We start from the raw sequence: 21124 nt of genomic DNA, 5'->3' as shown, positions 1-21124 counted from the left end.
TGATATCGCTTTACGTCCGCCGAGCTTCAATGGTAAACTTTTATTGTTACAGCCCTTTCCGGGCTGTGTGATGATAAATCCGACATTGATCGTTGTCATATAAGGAGCCAAGGAACAAAGTATGGCTAAAGTGAAAACTAAATTTTCCTGTACGGAGTGCGGTTATGAATCGCCCAAATGGTATGGAAAATGTCCCGGATGCCAGGCATGGAATTCCATGGTGGAGGAAACGGAAAGCGTTGTTAAAACTCAAGGACTGGGTTCTTCCCTTCTTACTCATAGCACAAAAGATAAACCGCTCCCTATTATCGAGGTGGAGAGTGGCAAAGAAGCACGAATTTTGACGGGAATTGGCGAATTGAATCGCGTGCTTGGAGGAGGCGTGGTGCCGGGTTCACTCGTTCTGGTGGGCGGTGATCCGGGGATTGGAAAGTCTACGCTTATGCTACAGACATCAAATGAGCTGGCTTTAACCGGTTTAAAGGTGCTTTATGTGTCAGGTGAGGAATCCGTTCGTCAGACGAAGCTGCGTGCAGATCGTCTCGGTGCCTTGTCCCCCAACCTATACGTATTATGTGAGACGAATTTGGAGACGATTGAAGAAGCGGTAGACAGCTTGAAACCGGAGTTTCTGGTGATTGACTCTATCCAGACTGTATATTTGCCTGAGGTGACGAGTGCGCCGGGGAGTGTAGCACAGGTACGGGAATGTACTTCACGTTTTATGCGGATTGCCAAGGGATTAGGTATTGCGACGGTGCTGGTAGGACATGTGACCAAGGAAGGGGCCATTGCAGGCCCGCGTCTGTTGGAGCATATGGTCGATTGCGTGCTTTATTTTGAAGGAGAGCGCCATCATACGTATCGGCTGTTGCGTGCGGTTAAGAATCGTTTTGGCTCTACGAATGAAATTGGTATTTTTGAAATGGCTGAAAGCGGCTTGCGTGAGGTGTCGAATCCTTCCGAGCTGTTCTTGTCCGAACGACCTCTGGGTGTGGCTGGTTCCACAGTCGTCGCCAGTATGGAAGGGACCCGGCCTGTATTAGTTGAGCTGCAAGCGCTGATTGCGACTACACATTTTCCTTCTCCGCGCCGAATGGGTACAGGGGTTGACCATCACCGAATGGGATTGATTATAGCCGTGTTGGAAAAGCGGATGGGTATGTTTTTGCAAAATCAGGATGCGTATCTAAATGTGGCCGGGGGCGTAAAACTGGATGAACCAGCGGTGGACCTGGCTATAGCGGTGAGTATTGCTTCCAGCTTTCGAGATGCGCCTACCAAGCCGTACGATGTGATTTTTGGCGAGGTGGGGCTGACGGGTGAGGTGCGTGCTGTATCCAGAGCGGAGCAGCGTGTGCGTGAAGCAGAGAAGCTCGGTTTTAAACGGGTGATTATGCCAGAGAAGAGTCTGAAGGGCTGGACGCATCCGAAAGGGATACAAATTGTAGGAGTAGGAACGGTGGCAGATGCATTGGCAGCCGCATTAGATTAGGGGGCAATGAGAATGAAAGAAGCGAGCCAACTGGATAAAATGAATGATTTGCTGCGGCTTGTGGCACCGGGAACTCCCTTTCGCGACGGACTGGAAAACGTGCTGCGCGCCAAAACGGGCGCTCTTCTGGTCGTTGGCTATAGCCCGGAGGTAATGGAGGTCGTGGACGGCGGCTTCTCGATTAACTGTGATTTTTCGCCGAACTATTTGTATGAACTGGCTAAGATGGACGGTGCCATCATACTGAGCGAGGATTTGAAACGGATTCTATACGCAAATACGCAATTGATTCCTGATTCTTCTATCTCATCGATTGAAACGGGTATTCGTCACCGGACAGCGGAGCGGGTTGCCAAGCAAACCGGCAAGTTAGTCGTATCTATTTCGCAGCGGCGTAATATTATTACATTGTATCAGGGAACGCTGAGATATGCGCTCAAGGAAATTGGAGTTATTTTAACCAAAGCCAATCAGGCCATTCAGACGCTGGAAAAGTATAGATCTGTGTTGGGGCAAGCCTCGACGAATTTGACGGCATCCGAATTTGAAGAATTAGTGACCATGCCCGAAGTGGTAAATGTTATCCAACGGATCGAAATGGTGCTGCGCATCAAAATGGAAATCAAACGATTTATTAACGAGCTTGGGAATGAGGGCCGTTTAATTTGCATGCAGATGGATGAGCTTGTCAGTAATATCGAGGAAGAGGCTTGGCTACTGTATAAGGATTATGCCAAAGACGATAGCGATGAGAAAATTCGTGGCATCATATTGGGTCTCAAGCGTTCCACGGACGATGAGCTGCTGGATGCAAATCATATTGTGCGTTTGCTGGGATACCCGTCTTCGGCTGCGACATCAGAAGAATATATCGTGGCGCGCGGTTATCGGGTGCTGAACAAGATACCACGTCTACCGAATGTGATCATTCACAATCTGGTGGAGCGGTTTGGGCGTTTTCCGCATGTTATGACAGCGACGATTGAAGAACTGGATGAAGTAGATGGCATTGGAGAAGTCCGTGCGCGTACCATTAAAGAGGGACTCAAACGATTGCAGGAACAAGTTTTCATTGACAGGCAAATGTAAATGTAATACAGTGAAAGGATTATAATGGAACAATTCATACATTGAGGTGAAGAGATGATTACCAAATCAATTCCGAACATGTGTACCTTGGGTAACTTGTTTCTCGGAATGATCGCCATTTTACTGGCCGTAGACGGAAAATACAGTCTTGCCGCTATTATGGTTATTGTCGCCATGTTGTTGGACGGACTGGATGGACGAATGGCCCGGGCGCTAAATGCCCAGAGCGAATTCGGTAAAGAACTGGACTCCTTATCAGATATGATATCTTTTGGTGTAGCCCCCGCAGTTATTATGTACATGGTTGCTTTTCATGATGCTAATTCGGCTTTGGCCTGGACGGTTACGGCTATTTTTCCGATGTGCGGAGCGTTACGTTTGGCTCGTTTTAATGTACGTCCTGGTGTACCGGGTTATTTTACAGGCTTGCCGATACCGGCAGCAGGTGGAGTGCTGGCGACTTTATCCTTGTTTCATAATGATGTCTCCACGTTATACATGTCGGTTGCGATGCTACTTGTCTCTTATTTGATGGTCAGCTCGATGAAATATCCGAATTTAAAAAAGGTGGGTCTTCCGAAGAAAGCGATCTGGATCGCTCCATGGGTTGTGGTTGCTGCCGTTGTACTGGCAGTTAAATTCCCGGATCAATTATCGAAGCTGATTTTCGTACCGTTGGTGTTGTATGCATTGTATGGCATGAAACTTAATATCCGTAAGTTGTCACGTAGACGTGGGCGCGGACGGGGACGTTCCACTCAGGAAGAACAGGATGATCAATATCGTCATTCACAGCATTAGAATTAAGCGAGAAAACAAATGAGCATTTATTTCCTTGAATCATTTCAGGGAGATAGATGCTTTTTTTTATGCATAAAAAATCAAAAACATAGGGTTAGTTGCGTGAAAATTGGATCATACTGGTAAGGAAAGTGATGTATATGCAATAAATATCAGGATGTAAAAAGAAAACAAAGGAGGTATAGAGACTTGATGTGGAGAAAGGCTATTTTAACTTTTACAGGATTGTGCGGAGCATGGTTCGGCTATACGTTATATCATCGGGTAGGAGGTATCGTATCATGGCTGCCCCAGTGGTTGAGTGATGGTTCGTTACCGGGAATGGCTGTTTGGATGATTGCGGGAGCTGTGTTATTTATGGCTGGATGTTCGCTCGCCGGAACAGCTGTGGCGAATCGTTTACAGCAGGGGATCGAAGGTTTGGTACGGATTCCAATGAATGAGATGATGGCAGGTACGATTGGATTAGCGGTGGGCTTGATCCTTTCCTTAGCAGTTTACCCGCTTTTGTCATGGCTGGGGGCACCAGGTCAACTGATCCAAACGGCCGTCACCATCGTATGCGGATATGTGGGTGTGATGGTCGGGCTGGAAAAACGGGACGAGCTGTCCTCATTTTGGAGTTCGGGATTTTTTGGTCGTGGTACGGGTGTGGAAGAACGCAAGCTAGAGGAACATAAAATTTTGGACACCAGCGTTATTATAGACGGACGTATTGCGGATATTTGCAAGACGGGTTTTATCGAAGGGACGATTGTTATTCCCGAATTTGTGCTGGAGGAGCTTCAGCATATTGCAGATTCGTCGGATTTGCTCAAGCGTAACCGCGGGCGGCGAGGTCTGGATATTTTGAACAAGATTCAAAAAGAGTTGGATGTAAATGTATTGATTTATGAAGGCGATTTTGAGGAGATTTCAGAGGTCGACAGCAAGCTGGTCAAGCTGGCAAAGGTGCTACAGGGTAAGGTGGTAACGAACGATTTTAACCTGAATAAGGTGTGCGAGCTTCAAGGTGTATCGGTGCTGAATATTAATGACTTGGCAAATGCTGTAAAGCCTGTAGTGCTGCCTGGTGAGGAAATTATGGTGCAGATTATCAAAGACGGCAAGGAGCATGGGCAAGGTGTGGCCTATCTGGATGATGGTACAATGATCGTTGTGGAAGGCGGTCGAGACTACATTGGTTCTCTGATGGAGGTGTTGGTAACGAGCGTACTTCAGACCTCTGCGGGCCGTATGATTTTTGCCAAACCGAAATTATTGGAAAAAGCTCAATAAACGCGGTATGATGAAGTAGATGTGTAATCATACGGATCGTCCAGATGCGATCAAGGCAGGAGTCATTTCAATGAACAATCGGGTAGGAGTCGTCATTGTGGCGGCCGGGCGCGGCTCCCGTATGGGAACGCCGGAGAGCAAGCAATTTTTGCTTTTGCGGGACAAGCCCATCTTCATACATACACTTGAAATATTCGCAGCCATACCCGAAGTGGATGAAATGGTGATGGTGACGGGGGCGGAAGATGTCGAGCGCTGCCAAGAGTGGATTCGTCAATACCGGATCGGCAAGAACGTGCAGGTGGTGGCTGGGGGCAGTGAACGCCAGCATTCGGTATATCGTGGTCTGAGCCACCTGCAAGCAGATTGGGTGATGGTGCATGATGGTGTGCGCCCGCTCATTCAGCCTGAGCTTGTACGTTCATGCCTGGAGGCAGCCCAGCGTACTGGTGCTTCTGTAGCGGCGGTGCCTGTAAAGGATACAGTCAAGCAAGTGAACGGGGATGGTATCATTACGGCAACGCCAGATCGCCGAAGTCTGTGGAGTATTCAAACGCCACAGACTTTTCGTCTTTCCGATCTGCTGCGGGCCTACGAGGAAGCGGAGCAGGCAGGATTTTTGGGGACAGACGATTCTATGCTTGTGGAGCGATTGGGGATTCCGGTCACTGTGGTTCAGGGCAGCTACAAAAATATTAAAATTACCACGCCTGAGGATTTGGATATGGCGGCGTTATGGGTAAAGACAGAGGGAGAGGATATCAGATGATCAGAGTGGGACAAGGGTTTGACGTCCACCAGTTGGTGGAAGGAAGGCCGTGCATTATCGGGGGCGTGAATATTCCTTATGAAAAGGGATTGCTGGGTCATTCTGATGCTGATGTGCTGCTGCATGCGATTAGCGATGCCATTCTGGGCGCGCTTGGTCTGGGGGACATCGGGAAGCACTTTCCGGATAACGATCCGGAATTCAAGGATGCCGACAGTCTCAAGCTGCTGGAGCATGTATGGAGTTTGGCTAAAGAGCGAGGATATCGATTGGGGAATATTGATTCTACGATTATTGCACAAAAGCCCAAAATGGCATCTTACATCCCGCAGATGAATGAAGTAATCGCTCGTGCGCTGGAAGCGGAGGACCCTTCCCAGGTGAACGTGAAGGCGACTACGACAGAGCAGCTCGGCTTTGCCGGGCGGGGTGAAGGGATCGCAGCTCAATCGGTTGTCTGTCTTGTTAAGGGTATGCTATCATCTTGAGAACTTAGATTTGGAGGAGATTTTATGAGCACGGAAGTTCGTGTACGTTATGCCCCAAGCCCAACAGGGCATCTGCATATTGGAAATGCCAGAACGGCATTATTTAATTATTTGTATGCTCGGAACCAAGGTGGCAAATTTATTATTCGTATTGAAGATACAGATGTGAAACGCAACATTGAAGGCGGGGAAGAGAGCCAGCTTAAATATCTGAAATGGCTGGGTATGGATTGGGATGAAAGCGTGGATGTCGGAGGCGAGTATGGACCTTACCGTCAGACCGAGCGCCTGGATATATACAAAACGTATTGGCAGGATCTGCTGGATCGTGGCCTGGCTTACCGCTGTTACTGCACCGAAGAAGAACTGGAACGCGAACGTGAAGAACAGACGGAACGTGGGGAGACACCGCGCTACTCCGGGAAACACCGTGATCTGACGGAGGAACAGTGTCAGGCATTCGAAGCGGAGGGTCGTGTACCAAGTATCCGTTTCCGCGTACCAGAAGATCGCGAATATACCTTTAATGATATGGTCAAAGGCCAAATTACGTTTAATTCGAAGGAAAGCGGCGATTTTGTTATCGTCAAAAAAGACGGTATTCCGACATATAACTTTGCAGTGGCGGTTGACGATCATTTGATGAAAATATCGCATGTGCTGCGGGGCGAGGACCATGTCTCCAATACACCGCGACAATTGATGATCTTTGAAGCGCTTGGCTGGGAGCCTCCAATCTTCGGTCATATGACATTGATCGTGGGCGATGATCACAAAAAGCTTAGCAAACGCAACGAGTCCATTATTCAGTTCATGGAGCAGTACGACAAGTTGGGCTACTTGCCAGAAGCTATATTCAATTTTATTGCGCTGCTGGGCTGGTCCCCGGAAGGCGAAGAAGAAATTTATGACCGGGAGCAATTGATTTCGGTTTTCGATCCCAATCGTTTATCTAAAAGTCCGGCTGTCTTTGATACGCACAAGCTGGCTTACCTGAACAATCATTATATTAAAAAAGCCGATCCTGAGCGGATTGCTGGTATGGCGATTCCTCATTTGCAAGCAGCGGGGCTGTTACCGAATGAATTATCGGAGGAACAGCAGAATTGGGCTAAGGCTCTTGTTCGCTTATATCAGGAACAAATGACCTCTGCGTCCGACATTGTGGCTTTGTCTGAACTGTTTTTCCGTTCGCATCTGGAGCTTGATGCTGAAGCGGCAGCAGTGCTGGCCGAAGAGCAGGTTCCTGAAGTGCTTAAAGCCTTTGCTGGCAAGGTTGAAGTGAGCGAGGAATTTACCGCTCCACAAATGGCCAAGCTGATCAAGGAAGTTCAAAAGGAAACCGGTTTTAAAGGGAAACAGTTGTTCATGCCGATTCGTGTGGCCCTTACAGGTCAAACGCATGGACGCGATTTGAACGAAACGATCTTCCTGCTTGGACGTGACAAGGTGCTGGACCGTCTCAAGGCACAAATTAAAGGCTGATATTTCTTGTCAATTTGTTGTCTTTTCGCTATAATGACTCCATTGATACGGATTGATATTTACGTGTAAAGGCTGAGAACAGGAGAAGTACACTGCATAAGGGCATTTGCCAGAGAGGACGGCCGAGGGGAACCCCGGGGCTGGAAGCCGTCCAGATGACCTGCGGAGGAAATGCACCTGGGAGCCGTGCGCCTGAACCCTAATTAGCGTCGACTGCTGATATGGCAAGGGTGTGCCGAGTCGTTCTCGTTACCGGACGCCAAGGACAGGCTTTTCTGCTTATATGCAGCAGGTATGCCTGAAGCAGAGTGGGACCACGTTCATGCGTCTCTGCAGCTTAGGCTGCGGAGGCGCTTTTTCATTTTTATCAGACTCAAGCTCGTTAAAGGTGAAAAATGTCGAAGTGTGCTGACGAATGCGAAAATTGGCGAAACGCGGAGTGGTGTGGAGAGCGGCAAGGAAATGAAGGAAATAGGAGGGGCGACATGGTCAGACATATTAAATCCGACATTCAGACTGTTTTGGATAATGATCCGGCTGCCCGAAGCAAGCTGGAGGTTATTTTTACGTGTCCCGGTGTTCATGCACTTTGGGCACACCGAATCGCACATTGGCTTTATCTGCGAAATTGGTGTATTCTGGCCCGTGTTATATCTCATGTATCTAGGTTTATGACAGGAATTGAAATCCATCCCGGTGCTTCTATTGGAAAACGGCTGTTCATTGACCATGGCATGGGAGTTGTCATTGGGGAAACCTGTGAGATTGGTGATGATGTCGTATTATACCAGGGGGTCACTCTTGGAGGGACGGGTAAAGAGAAAGGGAAGCGTCACCCTACCATTGGGAATAATGTGGTTATAGGCTCCGGGGCCAAGATATTAGGCTCTTTTACGATTGGGGCGCATTCCAACATTGGCTCCAACTCGGTTGTGCTAAAAGAGGTACCGCCAAACAGTACGGTGGTGGGTATCCCGGGACGGGTTGTCAGACAGGACGGTAGACGTCCAGAACGACTTAGTCACCAGCTACCCGATCCGGTCGTGGATTCTATACGGGAGCTTCAACTGGAAATAGAACGATTGCGTGCAGAAATATCTGATTTGAAGGATGGGCGATCCGCTCAGAAACATCAGGTGGCCCAAGAGAATAAAATACAAGGATGATTTTCATTAGGGAGGAACATAACGATGCCGCTTCAAATTTATAATACAATGACGAGAAGCCGGAACCCATTTGTGCCACTCGAGCCTGGAAAGGTTAAAATGTATGTATGCGGACCTACCGTGTATGATTACATTCATATCGGCAACGCACGACCTGTTATTGTGTTTGATGTGGTGCGCAGCTATCTGGAGTATTTGGGCTATGACGTGAATTATGTGGTGAATTTTACGGATGTCGATGATAAATTAATCCGCAAGGCTCGGGAACTGGGTATGGATGTTTCGGCCGTTGCCGAAAAATTTATTGCGGCCTATCATGAGGATTTGACGGGATTGAATGTCCCAGCAGCCAGCATGAATCCCCGTGTAACCGAGAGTATGGATCTGATTATTGATTTTATCAAGGAATTGGTAGATAAAGGCTATGCCTATGAAAATGATGGCGATGTGTTCTATCGGACCAAAAAATTCAAATGCTACGGTCAGCTGTCGGGTCAGAATCTGGAGGAGCTTCAGTTCGGGATTCGCATTCATGTGGATGAACGTAAGGAAAACGCTGAGGATTTTGTACTCTGGAAGGCTGCTAAGCCGGGAGAAATTTATTGGTCGAGTCCTTGGGGCAACGGTCGCCCGGGCTGGCACATCGAATGCTCTGCCATGGTCCGCCACTATCTGGGGGATACGCTGGATATTCATGGGGGCGGACAGGATTTGCAATTCCCGCATCATGAATGCGAATGCGCACAATCCGAGGTGATTACGGGTAAGCCATTAGCTCGCTACTGGATGCATAACGGATATATTCGCATTGATAATGAAAAAATGTCGAAATCACTCGGTAATGGTATTTTGGTAAAAGATTTGCGCGCTCGTCACAAGCCGGAGGCTGTACGCTATTTTATGCTTTCGACTCATTACCGGAATCCGTTGAATTACAACCAAGAGACTATGAGTCAGGCGGAGAATAGTGTCGAACGGATTGCCAATGCAGTTACCAACGTGAAGCATCGTTTAGCCAATACGCTGGAAGGCAACAGGGAAGTGTCAGTGGAACTGCAAGCCAAGCTTGACGGGATTTTGCAGCAGTTTGGCGAAAAAATGGATGATGATTTCAATACACCTGACGCGATTACTGCTGTATTTGACTGGGTTAGCGAAGCGAATCATCTGTTGCAGCGCGATGTCGTAAACCAGGCGGAATTGAAGGCTGTATTGCATACCTTTCATACGATGAACAATGTACTTCGTATTTATGCGGAACGGAGAGAAGAATTGTTGGATGATGAAATTGAACAGTTGATTGCGGAGCGTGTCGAGGCACGCAAAACCAAGAACTGGGGCAGAGCCGATGAAATTCGCGATCTGCTGGCTGCCAAAGGAATCGTGCTTGAGGATACAGCACAGGGTATGCGGTGGCGGCGAAAATGAGTGATAAGCCATTGCACGCGGGAGCTTCGGAAGGTGCGGGAAACTGGTTCCCGTATCCTGCGTCCAAGCCGGCCCGCCTGATGCCGCCGATTGCGCTGGCTTACATTGGCGATGCCGTGTATGAGGTCGCGGTGCGGCAATATTTGCTGGCGCAGCCCAATCTGCGCCCGAACCATTTACATCGGCGAGCCACAGGGCTAGTCTCTGCCAAGGCGCAGAGTCGTATGCTCACGCTGCTGGAGACGGTACTGACGGAGGAAGAACGTGATATTGTTAGACAAGGAAGAAATGCCAAGTCAGGAAGCCTGCCCAAAAATGCTGATGTGCTTGAGTATCGTCATGCTACTGCGCTGGAGGGACTGTTCGGTTTTCTTTATTGTGACGGACGTTTGGACAGAATGAGAGAATTGATTACGTACGGCATTGCACAAATGGAAAATACAGAAAAATCTTAATTGGGAACGAGCGGATCAAATGCATTGAGCATTGGCCGTTTTCCCGGGAGGAAGCTAGATATGGAAGAAGAATGGATTGCCGGTAAGCATTCGGTAACGGAGGCGCTTCGCTCAGGCAGAACGATAAATAAAATATGGATTGCGGATAATGCACAAAAGCACCTGACATTGCCCATTACGGCTGAGGCTAAAAAAGCGGGGATCATTGTGTTACAGGTGGACAAGCGTAAGCTTGATCAAATGGTTCCGGGAATACAGCATCAGGGAGTGGTTGCACAGGCTGCACCTTTTGCCTATGTTGAAGTGGAAGAACTGCTCGCAACTGCCCGTAGTAAGGGAGAAGAGCCGTTTTTGATCCTATTGGATGAGATTGAAGATCCGCATAATCTGGGGTCTATCCTTCGGACAGCGGACTGCACAGGGGCACATGGAGTAATCGTGCCGAAAAGACGTTCGGCGGCAGTAACTGTAACGGTGTCCAAAACATCGGCGGGGGCGGTTGAGTACGTTCCTGTGGCGCGTGTGAACAATTTGGGGCAAACCATCGACCGTCTCAAAGAGGAAGGCGTATGGGTAGTCGGCACAGATGTGACAGCTACGGACCCAGTTTTTGGAAATGGTGTATTCACAGGGCCAGTAGCTATCGTCATTGGTAACGAAAATAAAGGGATAGGCCGTTTGATCCGTGAGAAATGTGACGTACTCGTTAAGCTGCCGATGGCTGGGCAAATCAATTCCCTGAATGCTTCTGTAGCCGCAGGTGTCGTGATGTACGAAGTGTTGCGCGGACGACAGGCACGGGGCTGATGATATGGCTGACACGCGGGATGTTCTGCTTGTGGACGGTTACAACGTGATTGGAGCCTGGCCCGAACTTTCCGCACTGGTACAATCTGGTATGCAGGAAGCGAGGGACAGACTGCTTGAACGACTCGCGGATCATCAGGCGTATTCCGGCAGAAGAGTCATCGTCGTATTTGATGCTTACCGGGTGCCAGGATTGGGTAAAACGTATGCCCAAAGTAAAGTCCAGATTTATTTTACCAAAGAAAAAGAGACCGCTGACGAGTGTATAGAGCGATTGGTTCGGGAGCTAAGCAGCCGAAGAAGAAGCATTTATGTAGCAACAAGTGATCAGGTGGAACAACATGTCGCTTTTGGACAAGGAGCGCTCAGGGTGTCGGCGCGTGAACTTTTGATTGAGATTGAGGAATCTGAAAAGGAAGTGAAAAAGCGGATAGAGCAGGATAGCGCCAAATTGTCCCGCAATTCGCTGGATGCCAAGCTAAGCCCGGAGCTTCGAAAGCTGTTTGAGCGCTGGAGAAGAGAATAGTCTAGATAAAAAATCCAGTAATTGGACAGTTCTCCATTTTGAAACCATTGACAATTTTGTTAGTGCTCTTCTTTTTTAGGCTGTTGTGGTTGACGGTATCAGGTTGCATCGCGTATACTTGTCCTATATTTGAGAGAGTAACGGGTATCTTGCGTTGCAGCCGGAGGGATTGTTAGTGAGTGTGGACCTCAAGGATATCATGTTGTCAAAGTTTGATTACAAAATTGATGAAGACATTGTTGGAGCAGTCCATGAAGGTGATGGGGAGGCACTGGAGTTTCTGATTAATAAATATCGGAACTTCGTGCGGGCCAAGGCCAGATCCTACTTCCTGATCGGCGCTGATCGCGAGGATATTATTCAGGAGGGCATGATTGGTCTCTACAAATCTATTCGTGATTTTAAGGGAGACAAGCTTGCTTCGTTCAAGGCCTTCGCCGAGCTGTGCATTACAAGACAGATTATTACGGCAATCAAGACAGCCACACGACAAAAGCACATTCCTCTGAATTCCTACGTATCTCTGGACAAGCCCATTTATGATGAAGAGTCGGATCGGACGTTGCTGGACGTGATTTGCGGAACGCAGGTAAGTGATCCTGAAGAGCTGATTATTAATCAGGAAGAGTTTGTAGGCCTTGAGGACAAAATGTCCGAGATTCTGAGCGAGCTGGAACGGAAGGTACTTATGCTGTATCTGGACGGACGTTCATATCAGGAAATTGCCGAGGACCTTGACCGCCACGTGAAATCTATTGATAATGCGCTGCAACGGGTCAAGCGCAAACTTGAAAAGTATTTGGAAGTAAGGGATAGCTGAAAGTAGAGGCTGGCAGGGAAAAGGCTCGAGTCCGAGTCTTTTTTATTCGTTAAGGGCAGGATATGCAGGTTTATATGTGTTAAGAATGATTTATACTGAAAAAGATGAATAATAGATATCGCATGGATCTTGGAGAGGTTTTTCAGAGATGATTTTTAAAGGATGAGCAGATGTTAAAATGCACCACAGCCGGGACTGCGAAATGTATGCAAACATTCGTTGACATGGAAAACCGCGTGTGATAAAGTGTTTTAGGTAGGCCTAAATTCGCGGTTTTTTTAGGATCAATTATGAGACTTCCGGTGTTGGATGTCTTCGGGAGGTGCACATCATGCGGGTAATTATTACTTTGGCTTGTACAACATGCAAACAAAGAAATTACACAACGACTAAAAACAAGCGTAATCACCCCGACCGCATGGAGATGAAGAAATTCTGTAAGTCCTGTAACGAACAGACTTCTCATCGGGAAACCAGATAGTTTTTTTGGAGGTGTAGTCGGCGTGAAACGCAGTTTCAAGTCTCTGTTTTCCTTTTTCTCTGAAAGCTGGGCTGAACTCAAGAAGGTTCGCTGGCCCAATCGTAAAGAACTGACCAACTATACGCTGATTGTCATTGGGACGATTGCGTTTGTCACGATTTATTTTTGGGTTCTCGATATCGGCATTTCCGCTGTGATCGGAGCGATTATCTAGGAAGGGTTCCAGGTGGCTTGATATGGAAAAAAGATGGTACGTCGTTCATACCTATTCAGGGTATGAGAACAAAGTCAAAGCCAATTTGGAGAAACGCGTTGAGTCCATGGGCATGGAGGACAAGATTTTCCGCGTTCTTGTTCCAATGGAAGAAGAACTGGTAACCAAGGACGGTAAGAAAAAGACCGTTATGCGTAAAGTTTACCCTGGTTATGTCTTGGTCGAAATGGTTCAAACCGACGATTCTTGGTATGTTGTGCGCAACACACCGGGTGTTACGGGATTTGTAGGATCAACAGGCTCGGGTTCCAAACCGACAGCTTTGCTTCCAGAAGAAGTTGAACAGATTCTGAAGCATATGGGCATGGTAGAGCCGAAACCGAAGATTGAATTCGATGTTAAGGAATCCGTGCGAATTAAAGTTGGTCCTTTTGCGAATTTTGTGGGCTCCGTGGAAGAAATTTTGGTTGAGAAGAGCAAGCTTAAGGTTCACGTCAACATGTTTGGACGGGAAACCCCGCTTGAGTTGGATTATACTCAGGTGGAGAAAATATAGATTTTTCTTACAGGTTTCTTGTGGGAGGATCATTAGGTCCGTCTACCACTATTGAGTCAAGGAGGTGTCATCCGTGGCAAAAAAGGTAATCAAAATGGTAAAACTGCAGATCCCTGCAGGTAAAGCTAATCCAGCGCCTCCAGTAGGTCCAGCTTTGGGTCAAGCAGGTGTCAACATCATGGCATTCTGTAAAGAGTTCAATGCTCGTACTGCTGATCAAGCAGGCCTGATCATCCCGGTTGAAATTTCGGTGTTTGAAGATCGTTCTTTTACGTTCATCACCAAAACTCCACCGGCTGCTGTGCTGTTGAAAGTTGCTGCTAAAATCGAAAAAGGTTCTGGTGAACCGAACAAAACGAAAGTTGCAACTGTAAATCGCGCTGCCGTTCGTCAAATTGCTGAGCAAAAAATGCCTGACCTTAACGCAGCTTCCGTAGAATCGGCAATGCGTATGGTTGAAGGTACTGCTCGCAGCATGGGTATCACCATCGTAGACTAATTTTTATTAGTCTTCGTGTGCCGGCAGTTTGACTGTCCGGCAAGTGTGGGAGGAATATCCGCTAATACCACATAAGGAGGAAAAGATTATGGCTAAACATGGTAAGAAGTACTTGGAAGCCGCTAAGCTGATCGACAGCGAAGCGACTTATGAGCCTTTGGAAGCCGTTGAATTGGTGAAAAAAGGCGCAACTGCTAAATTTGACGAAACTGTTGAAGCAGCAGTCCGTCTGGGCGTAGATTCCCGTAAACAAGACCAGGCTGTTCGTGGTGTTGTTGTCCTGCCACATGGTACGGGTAAAACACAACGCGTTCTGGTATTTGCAAAAGGTGACAAAGTGAAAGAAGCCGAAGCGGCTGGCGCTGATTTTGTTGGTGATCAAGATATGATCAACAAAATTCAACAAGGCTGGTTCGAATTCGACGTCTGCGTTGCGACACCTGATATGATGAGCGAGGTTGGTAAACTGGGTCGTTTGCTCGGTGGTAAAGGCTTAATGCCAAACCCTAAAGCAGGCACGGTTACTTTCGACGTTGCCAAGGCTGTTCAAGAAATTAAAGCCGGTAAAATCGAATACCGTCTCGACAAAGCGGGTCAAATTCATGCGCCAATCGGCAAAGCTTCTTTCAGTGCTGAACAACTGAACGAGAATCTTAAAGCTTTGATCGAAGCCTTGAACCGTGCGAAGCCAGCGGCTGCTAAAGGTATTTACCTGAAAAACATCGCTATTTCTTCGACTATGGGACCAAGTGCTCGTGTGAACGCATCTGTTTACAAATAATATTTTGATTGACACGTTCAATTGATTTTGTTATTCTGTAAAAGTTGTGAGTCCGTGTGACTGACCATTAAAGTTGAATATGCTTACCGTAGACAGTAGGTGCCTTCGGGCTTAATCTCCTACCGAGGTGTTATGATAGAACGTTTCATGTGGCGGGCTCGTCCCGTCCATGTAGATTTATCAAGCCTTCGTACTCTACGGAGGCTTTTTTCATGCTCATGAAGGTAGCTTTGGACGATCACCAGGTTGGTCGAGCAAAGCGGATAAATTGATCAGGAGGTGTACAGTTTGGCAAATGCAAAAGTGATTCAAGCAAAACAAGAAGCTGTTGAAGTTGTAGCTGCAAAATTGCGCGAGAGCGTAACAACTGTGGTTGCTGACTATCGCGGTCTGAATGTTGCCCAAGTAACTGAGCTGCGTAAGCAGCTTCGCGAAGCCGGAATCGAATTTCAAGTGCTGAAAAACACGCTGCTCCGTCGTGCAACTGCGGCAGCAGAATTGACTGAACTGAACGCAGTATTGACAGGTCCTACTGCAATCGCGTTCGGCAAAGATGATGCAGTGTCTGCAGCTAAGATCTTGAATGATTTCGCTAAGAAAAACACTGCGCTGGAACTGAAAGGTGCAGTTGTAGAAGGCCGTGTTATCGGTGTTGAGGAAATCAAAGCGCTGGCAGAACTGCCATCCCGCGAAGGTCTCCTTTCCATGCTCCTCAGCGTGCTTCAAGCTCCTATGCGCAACTTCGCGCTTGCAGTTAAAGCTGTTGCAGAAAAAGAAGAGCAAACCGCATAAGTTAGGGATTAAAGCTGCTGTATAGCAGATTGAAAACAAAAAAATAAGAATTTAAATGGAGGTTCAACCATGAGTAAAGAGCAAATCTTGGAAGCAATTAAAGGTATGTCCGTATTGGAACTGAACGATCTCGTGAAAGCAATCGAAGAAGAATTCGGCGTAACTGCAGCAGCTCCAGTAGCTGTAGCAGGCGGCGCAGCAGGTGGCGCAGCAGAAGCTGAGCAATCCGAGTTCGACGTAATTTTGACAAGCGCAGGCGCTTCCAAAATCAACGTTATCAAAGCAGTTCGCGAAATCACAGGTCTTGGCCTGAAAGAAGCAAAAGAACTGGTTGACAACGCTCCAAAACCACTGAAAGAAAAAATCGCGAAAGAAGAAGCTGATTCCCTGAAAGCGAAATTGGAAGAAGCAGGCGCTTCCGTAGAAGTGAAATAATTGACTGCTATCTAGCAGACAGTGCACTAAAACAAACCCCTTGAGGTGATCTTCAAGGGGTTTGTTGCTGTAAAACGGCAGTACAAGCATGTCTGAAACATTATAGTGAAGGCTATGATGGTATTACAAACCGAAGGAGGTGGTCATGAATGTCTGATCATTATTACTCCAAACGGCCAGAGACGGCGCACGAACGGCGGAGCCTGGAAACAGTGCTGCGGGGGCGGACATACCGTTTTGCCAGCGATTCAGGCGTTTTCTCCAAGCAGGGAATTGATTACGGTAGCCGTGTGTTAATTGAGGCGATGCAGCTTCCTGCGCAGGCTTCGGTGCTGGATGTAGGGTGCGGCTATGGACCGATTGGTTTGACGGCAGCTACGCTTGTACCGAATGGTCACGTTACAATGGTGGATATTAACGAGCGAGCCGTTCAACTGGCAATAGAGAATGCGGAACGGAATGGGATTACCAATGTGACCATAAAGCAAAGCGATCTGTTTGAGAAAGTGAAAGATGATCGTTTTGACGTGATTCTAACGAATCCACCTATACGTGCGGGTAAGGAAACGGTGCATACCATTTTCGAGCTTGCTTATGAACATTTAAATGGAGGTGGAGCTTTGTGGGTAGTTATTCAGAAAAAGCAGGGCGCCCCTTCGGCAAGCGCTAAAATAGAGAGCCTTTTCGGACGTGTGGAGGAAGTTACGAAGGATAAAGGTTACCGTATTTTGAAGGCGGAAAAAAAGTTTTAGAAAAATGCAATAGGACCATTGACTTGAATCCTGGTCTGTGATATTATTATAAAATGTCAGTATTAGGATGCCCTCCATGGCTTTAGTTTGTTGAAATGTCAATAGGTTTATGCGTAGGCGGGTATAGTATTTATACCTATTACGTATAATACAATCATTTTGGGCAAATCTACAAGTGATGAAGATCTTCCGGTAAGAGGATTCTGCAGATACGTCGCTCTTTTTTCGAATGCATTCGAGTAAGGGCTTTTCTGTATTTGTGGATTGAATCTTCTGTCTGTGTCTTATTATAAGGTCACAAACAAAGGTTCGCAATGAATTTTTAAAGTGAGTAGACATGAGGGGTGAGTTTAAGTTGGCAGGACATCTTGTTCAATATGGTCGACGCACTCGGCGCAGTTATGCACGTATTAACGAGGTACTCGAGGTTCCGAACCTGATTGAGATCCAGCAAAAATCCTATGATTGGTTTTTGGAGGAAGGATTGCGGGAGATGTTTCGGGATATTTCGCCAATTCAGGATTTCACAGGAAATCTGATTTTGGAGTTTATCGATTATTCTCTCGGAGAACCCAAATATACCGTTGACGACGCAAAGGAACGCGACGTAACGTATGCAGCACCGCTTCGGGTAAAAGTCCGGCTTATTAATAAAGAGACCGGGGAAGTTAAAGAGCAGGAAGTATTTATGGGAGACTTCCCGCTGATGACTGATACGGGTACGTTTATTATTAACGGTGCGGAACGGGTTATTGTCAGCCAGTTGGTTCGCTCTCCCAGCGTCTATTTCAGCACAAAAGTCGACAAGAATGCGAAAACAACATACACCGCAACGGTAATTCCTAACCGGGGGGCTTGGCTCGAACTGGAGATGGATGCGAAGGACATTATCTATGTCCGGATTGACCGTACCCGTAAAATTCCGGTTACGGTGTTGCTGCGTGCGCTTGGCTTTGGCACTGATGCTGAGATTCTGGATTTGCTCGGCAATGACGAATATATCCGTAACACTCTTGATAAAGACAACACAGATTCTACGGAAAAAGCGCTGATTGAGATTTATGAGCGTCTTCGTCCGGGTGAGCCACCTACACTGGATAATGCAAAGAGCTTGCTCGTTGCACGTTTCTTTGATCCAAAACGTTATGATCTGGCCAACGTAGGCCGTTACAAAATCAATAAAAAGCTTCACATCAAAAACCGTCTGTTCAATCAACGGCTTGCTGAGACTTTGATTGATACGACAACCGGTGAAATCATCGCTGAAGCAGGACAAATGGTGGATCGCCGCCTGTTGGACGAGATTTTGGCCCAGCTTGAGGAATCGGTAGGACACCGAACGTATCATGTTGCTGCTGGCGTGCTGGAAAGCAATGATATTCCTCTTCAAACGATCGACATATTCTCGCCGATTGAGGATGGTAAAGTTGTAAAACTGATTGCCAACGGAAATATTGATAAATCGGTTAAAAATATTACGCCTGCCGATATTATTTCCTCCATCAGTTATTTTATTAACTTACTTCACGGAATCGGAAGCACGGACGATATTGACCATTTGGGCAACCGTCGTTTGCGCTCTGTAGGTGAATTGCTCCAGAACCAGTTCCGTATCGGTTTATCCCGTATGGAACGCGTGGTGCGCGAAAGAATGTCGATTCAGGATGCTAATGTGATTACGCCACAGGCGCTGATTAACATACGTCCGGTAATTGCTTCGATTAAGGAGTTCTTTGGTAGCTCCCAGCTCTCCCAGTTTATGGATCAGACGAATCCGCTTGCCGAATTGACACACAAACGTCGTTTGTCCGCACTCGGACCCGGCGGTTTGACACGCGAACGCGCGGGCATGGAAGTACGTGACGTCCATCCGAGTCACTACGGCCGTATGTGTCCTATCGAGACACCAGAGGGACCAAACATTGGTTTGATCAACTCCTTGTCTACCTTCGCGCGTATCAATGAGTACGGATTTATCGAAGCTCCTTATCGTTGGGTAGATCCGAAAACCGGAAAAGTTACAGACCAAATTGATTACCTGACGGCTGATGAAGAAGATAACTACATCGTAGCCCAGGCAAATGAGGAACTGACAGAGGACAGCACCTTTAAGGAAGAAGTCGTCATTGTCCGTTACAACAAGCAGTCTGATAACATCATTCCAATGGCAAGTAGCCGTGTTGATTATATGGATGTATCGCCTAAACAGGTAGTGTCCGTGGCAACTGCACTGATTCCGTTCCTGGAAAACGATGACTCCAACCGTGCGTTGATGGGTTCCAATATGCAACGGCAGGCCGTTCCTTTGTTGATTCCGAAGTCTCCTTTGGTCGGAACAGGAATGGAGCACAAGGCTGCAAAAGATTCCGGGGTATGTATTGTATCCAAATACGACGGTGTGATCGAACGTTCTTCAGCTAACGAAATTTGGCTGCGCCGTATCGAAACAGTAGATGGTTCCGAAGTGAAGGGCGACATAGTTAAGCATAAATTACACAAATTTATGCGTTCGAACCAAGGAACATGCATTAACCAACGTCCAATCGTCAACAGAGGCGATGTGGTGAAAGCTGGCGATATTCTCGCAGATGGTCCTTCCACAGAGATGGGCGAATTGGCATTGGGACGTAACGTTGTCGTTGCCTTCATGACTTGGGAAGGTTACAACTACGAGGATGCGATCCTGCTGAGTGAAAAGCTGGTTAAGGAAGACGTATACACCTCCATTCATATTGAGGAATACGAATCCGAAGCTCGCGACACGAAGCTTGGACCGGAAGAAATCACCCGTGATATTCCGAATGTCGGTGAAGAAGCGCTCCGTAATCTGGATGAGCGTGGAATTATCCGCATTGGTGCCGAAATCGGCGCAGGTGACATTCTTGTTGGTAAAGTAACACCTAAGGGTGTAACGGAGCTGACAGCCGAAGAGCGCCTCTTGCATGCAATCTTTGGTGAGAAGGCACGCGAGGTTCGCGACACTTCTTTGAGGGTTCCTCACGGAACAGACGGGATTGTTGTGGACGTCAAAGTATTTACACGTGAGAATGGCGACGAACTGCCACCAGGCGTGAACCAACTGGTTCGTGTATATATTGCTCAAAAACGTAAAATTTCCGAAGGCGATAAAATGGCCGGACGTCACGGTAACAAGGGTGTCGTTGCCCGTATTTTGCCTGAAGAAGATATGCCGTTCCTGCCGGACGGTACACCAGTTCAGGTCGTTCTTAATCCACTGGGCGTACCTTCACGGATGAACATCGGACAGGTGCTTGAAATTCATCTGGGTATGGCTGCAATGCGTCTTGGTATTCATGTGGCAACGCCGGTATTCGATGGTGCCAAGGAGTATGACGTTTTTGATACGATGGAAGAGGCAGGCATGCAGCGCAATGGTAAGACGGTGTTGTATGACGGACGTACAGGTGATCGTTTTGAACGTGAAGTTACTGTCGGTGTCATGCACATGATCAAACTGGCGCATATGGTTGACGATAAAATCCATGCTCGTTCTACAGGTCCTTACTCTCTCGTTACGCAACAGCCGTTGGGTGGTAAAGCTCAATTCGGTGGTCAGCGCTTCGGGGAGATGGAAGTATGGGCGCTGGAAGCCTACGGCGCGGCTTACACGCTTCAGGAAATTTTGACAGTCAAATCCGATGATGTGGTTGGACGTGTTAAAACATACGAATCCATCGTCAAAGGTGAAAATGTACCTGAACCGGGTGTGCCTGAATCATTCAAGGTCTTGATCAAAGAGCTGCAAAGCTTGGGTATGGACGTGAAGATTCTGTCCGGTGATGAACAAGAGATCGAAATGAGAGAGCTTGATGATGAAGATGATACAACCAGCGACAAGCTGAGTTTAAATCTGGAAGGCTCTGAGGTTGGCGTAGAGTAGTCTGTCTGCTGACTGAATCATATCAGCTTTGTTATATGCCTTGATCCATTCTCTACAGGATGGATCGGGCTTCTTGATACCGCCCGGTGCTGCCGGGCGGTATCAA

22 protein-coding genes and 1 other annotated feature are annotated in these 21124 nt (G+C 47.5%); all 22 genes read left to right on the top strand.

What is annotated here, in order from left to right; all coding sequences use genetic code 11:
- Positions 1 to 121: 121 nt before the first annotated feature.
- The 22 genes from radA (at position 122) to rpoB (ending at position 21018) form a co-directional block, all read left to right on the top strand.
- A complete protein-coding gene (gene radA / locus L696_RS0124405) occupies positions 122 to 1495 on the top strand; it encodes a DNA repair protein RadA (RefSeq protein ID WP_025685959.1) in 1374 nt (457 codons plus the stop codon).
- A 12-nt stretch (positions 1496 to 1507) separates the two neighbouring features.
- The gene (disA, locus tag L696_RS0124400) at positions 1508 to 2584 is read left to right on the top strand and encodes a DNA integrity scanning diadenylate cyclase DisA (protein WP_025685958.1); all 1077 of its coding nucleotides are present in this window, start codon (positions 1508 to 1510) and stop codon (positions 2582 to 2584) included.
- 54 nt (positions 2585 to 2638) lie between these two features.
- Positions 2639 to 3385 carry a CDP-diacylglycerol--serine O-phosphatidyltransferase gene (gene pssA / locus L696_RS0124395; RefSeq protein WP_025685957.1) on the top strand — a complete coding sequence of 249 codons (747 nt, stop codon included), beginning with the start codon at positions 2639 to 2641 and terminating at the stop codon, positions 3383 to 3385.
- Positions 3386 to 3577: 192 nt separating this feature from the next.
- Positions 3578 to 4663 carry a PIN/TRAM domain-containing protein gene (locus L696_RS0124390; protein WP_025685956.1) on the top strand — a complete coding sequence of 362 codons (1086 nt, stop codon included), beginning with the start codon at positions 3578 to 3580 and terminating at the stop codon, positions 4661 to 4663.
- A 70-nt stretch (positions 4664 to 4733) separates the two neighbouring features.
- Positions 4734 to 5432: a 2-C-methyl-D-erythritol 4-phosphate cytidylyltransferase gene (ispD, locus tag L696_RS0124385; protein WP_025685955.1), complete on the top strand. Its 699-nt coding sequence runs from the start codon at positions 4734 to 4736 to the stop codon at positions 5430 to 5432.
- Entirely contained in the window at positions 5429 to 5920 is a 492-nt protein-coding gene (gene ispF, locus L696_RS0124380) for a 2-C-methyl-D-erythritol 2,4-cyclodiphosphate synthase (protein ID WP_025685954.1), read from the top strand. The genes ispD and ispF overlap by 4 nt, the downstream gene beginning before the upstream one ends.
- A 24-nt stretch (positions 5921 to 5944) precedes the next feature.
- Positions 5945 to 7405, top strand: coding sequence for a glutamate--tRNA ligase (gene gltX / locus L696_RS0124375; RefSeq protein ID WP_025685953.1), 1461 nt, complete (start codon positions 5945 to 5947; stop codon positions 7403 to 7405).
- A gap of 485 nt (positions 7406 to 7890) precedes the next feature.
- The gene (gene cysE / locus L696_RS0124370; RefSeq protein ID WP_025685952.1) at positions 7891 to 8571 is read left to right on the top strand and encodes a serine O-acetyltransferase; all 681 of its coding nucleotides are present in this window, start codon (positions 7891 to 7893) and stop codon (positions 8569 to 8571) included.
- 24 nt (positions 8572 to 8595) lie between these two features.
- A complete protein-coding gene (cysS, locus tag L696_RS0124365; RefSeq protein ID WP_025685951.1) occupies positions 8596 to 9999 on the top strand; it encodes a cysteine--tRNA ligase in 1404 nt (467 codons plus the stop codon).
- Positions 9996 to 10454, top strand: coding sequence for a Mini-ribonuclease 3 (locus L696_RS0124360; protein ID WP_025685950.1), 459 nt, complete (start codon positions 9996 to 9998; stop codon positions 10452 to 10454). The genes cysS and L696_RS0124360 overlap by 4 nt, the downstream gene beginning before the upstream one ends.
- Positions 10455 to 10514: 60 nt before the next feature.
- Complete coding sequence (gene rlmB / locus L696_RS0124355; protein WP_025685949.1) at positions 10515 to 11261, top strand: 23S rRNA (guanosine(2251)-2'-O)-methyltransferase RlmB; 747 nt, start codon at positions 10515 to 10517, stop codon at positions 11259 to 11261.
- Between the two features lie 4 nt (positions 11262 to 11265).
- Positions 11266 to 11787 carry an NYN domain-containing protein gene (locus L696_RS0124350; protein WP_025685948.1) on the top strand — a complete coding sequence of 174 codons (522 nt, stop codon included), beginning with the start codon at positions 11266 to 11268 and terminating at the stop codon, positions 11785 to 11787.
- Between the two features lie 175 nt (positions 11788 to 11962).
- The gene (sigH, locus tag L696_RS0124345; RefSeq protein WP_025685947.1) at positions 11963 to 12607 is read left to right on the top strand and encodes an RNA polymerase sporulation sigma factor SigH; all 645 of its coding nucleotides are present in this window, start codon (positions 11963 to 11965) and stop codon (positions 12605 to 12607) included.
- Between the two features lie 331 nt (positions 12608 to 12938).
- Complete coding sequence (gene rpmG, locus L696_RS29915; RefSeq protein WP_023990562.1) at positions 12939 to 13088, top strand: 50S ribosomal protein L33; 150 nt, start codon at positions 12939 to 12941, stop codon at positions 13086 to 13088.
- Positions 13089 to 13110: 22 nt separating this feature from the next.
- Positions 13111 to 13302 carry a preprotein translocase subunit SecE gene (gene secE, locus L696_RS0124340; protein ID WP_025685946.1) on the top strand — a complete coding sequence of 64 codons (192 nt, stop codon included), beginning with the start codon at positions 13111 to 13113 and terminating at the stop codon, positions 13300 to 13302.
- A 22-nt stretch (positions 13303 to 13324) separates the two neighbouring features.
- Complete coding sequence (nusG, locus tag L696_RS0124335; protein ID WP_014278324.1) at positions 13325 to 13858, top strand: transcription termination/antitermination protein NusG; 534 nt, start codon at positions 13325 to 13327, stop codon at positions 13856 to 13858.
- A 73-nt stretch (positions 13859 to 13931) separates the two neighbouring features.
- Entirely contained in the window at positions 13932 to 14357 is a 426-nt protein-coding gene (gene rplK / locus L696_RS0124330; RefSeq protein WP_007432595.1) for a 50S ribosomal protein L11, read from the top strand.
- Positions 14358 to 14445: 88 nt separating this feature from the next.
- Positions 14446 to 15138: a 50S ribosomal protein L1 gene (gene rplA / locus L696_RS0124325; RefSeq protein ID WP_025685945.1), complete on the top strand. Its 693-nt coding sequence runs from the start codon at positions 14446 to 14448 to the stop codon at positions 15136 to 15138.
- A 68-nt stretch (positions 15139 to 15206) separates the two neighbouring features.
- Positions 15207 to 15358, top strand: a sequence feature (ribosomal protein L10 leader region).
- A gap of 68 nt (positions 15359 to 15426) precedes the next feature.
- Positions 15427 to 15930: a 50S ribosomal protein L10 gene (gene rplJ, locus L696_RS0124320; protein WP_025685944.1), complete on the top strand. Its 504-nt coding sequence runs from the start codon at positions 15427 to 15429 to the stop codon at positions 15928 to 15930.
- A 69-nt stretch (positions 15931 to 15999) separates the two neighbouring features.
- Positions 16000 to 16365 (top strand): 50S ribosomal protein L7/L12, encoded by a 366-nt coding sequence (gene rplL, locus L696_RS0124315; RefSeq protein WP_025685943.1) that lies wholly within the window; start codon positions 16000 to 16002, stop codon positions 16363 to 16365.
- A gap of 149 nt (positions 16366 to 16514) precedes the next feature.
- Positions 16515 to 17117, top strand: a complete 603-nt coding sequence (locus L696_RS0124310; RefSeq protein ID WP_025685942.1) for a class I SAM-dependent methyltransferase — start codon at positions 16515 to 16517, stop codon at positions 17115 to 17117.
- 355 nt (positions 17118 to 17472) lie between these two features.
- Positions 17473 to 21018 (top strand): DNA-directed RNA polymerase subunit beta, encoded by a 3546-nt coding sequence (gene rpoB, locus L696_RS0124305; RefSeq protein ID WP_025685941.1) that lies wholly within the window; start codon positions 17473 to 17475, stop codon positions 21016 to 21018.
- The last annotated feature ends 106 nt before the right edge of the window (positions 21019 to 21124 follow it).

Source organism: Paenibacillus maysiensis, assembly GCF_000520815.1.
Lineage (GTDB): Bacteria > Bacillota > Bacilli > Paenibacillales > Paenibacillaceae > Paenibacillus > Paenibacillus maysiensis.
The sequence above is the reverse complement of the archived record's forward strand: the minus strand, read 5'-3'. Positions and strand labels throughout refer to the sequence as shown.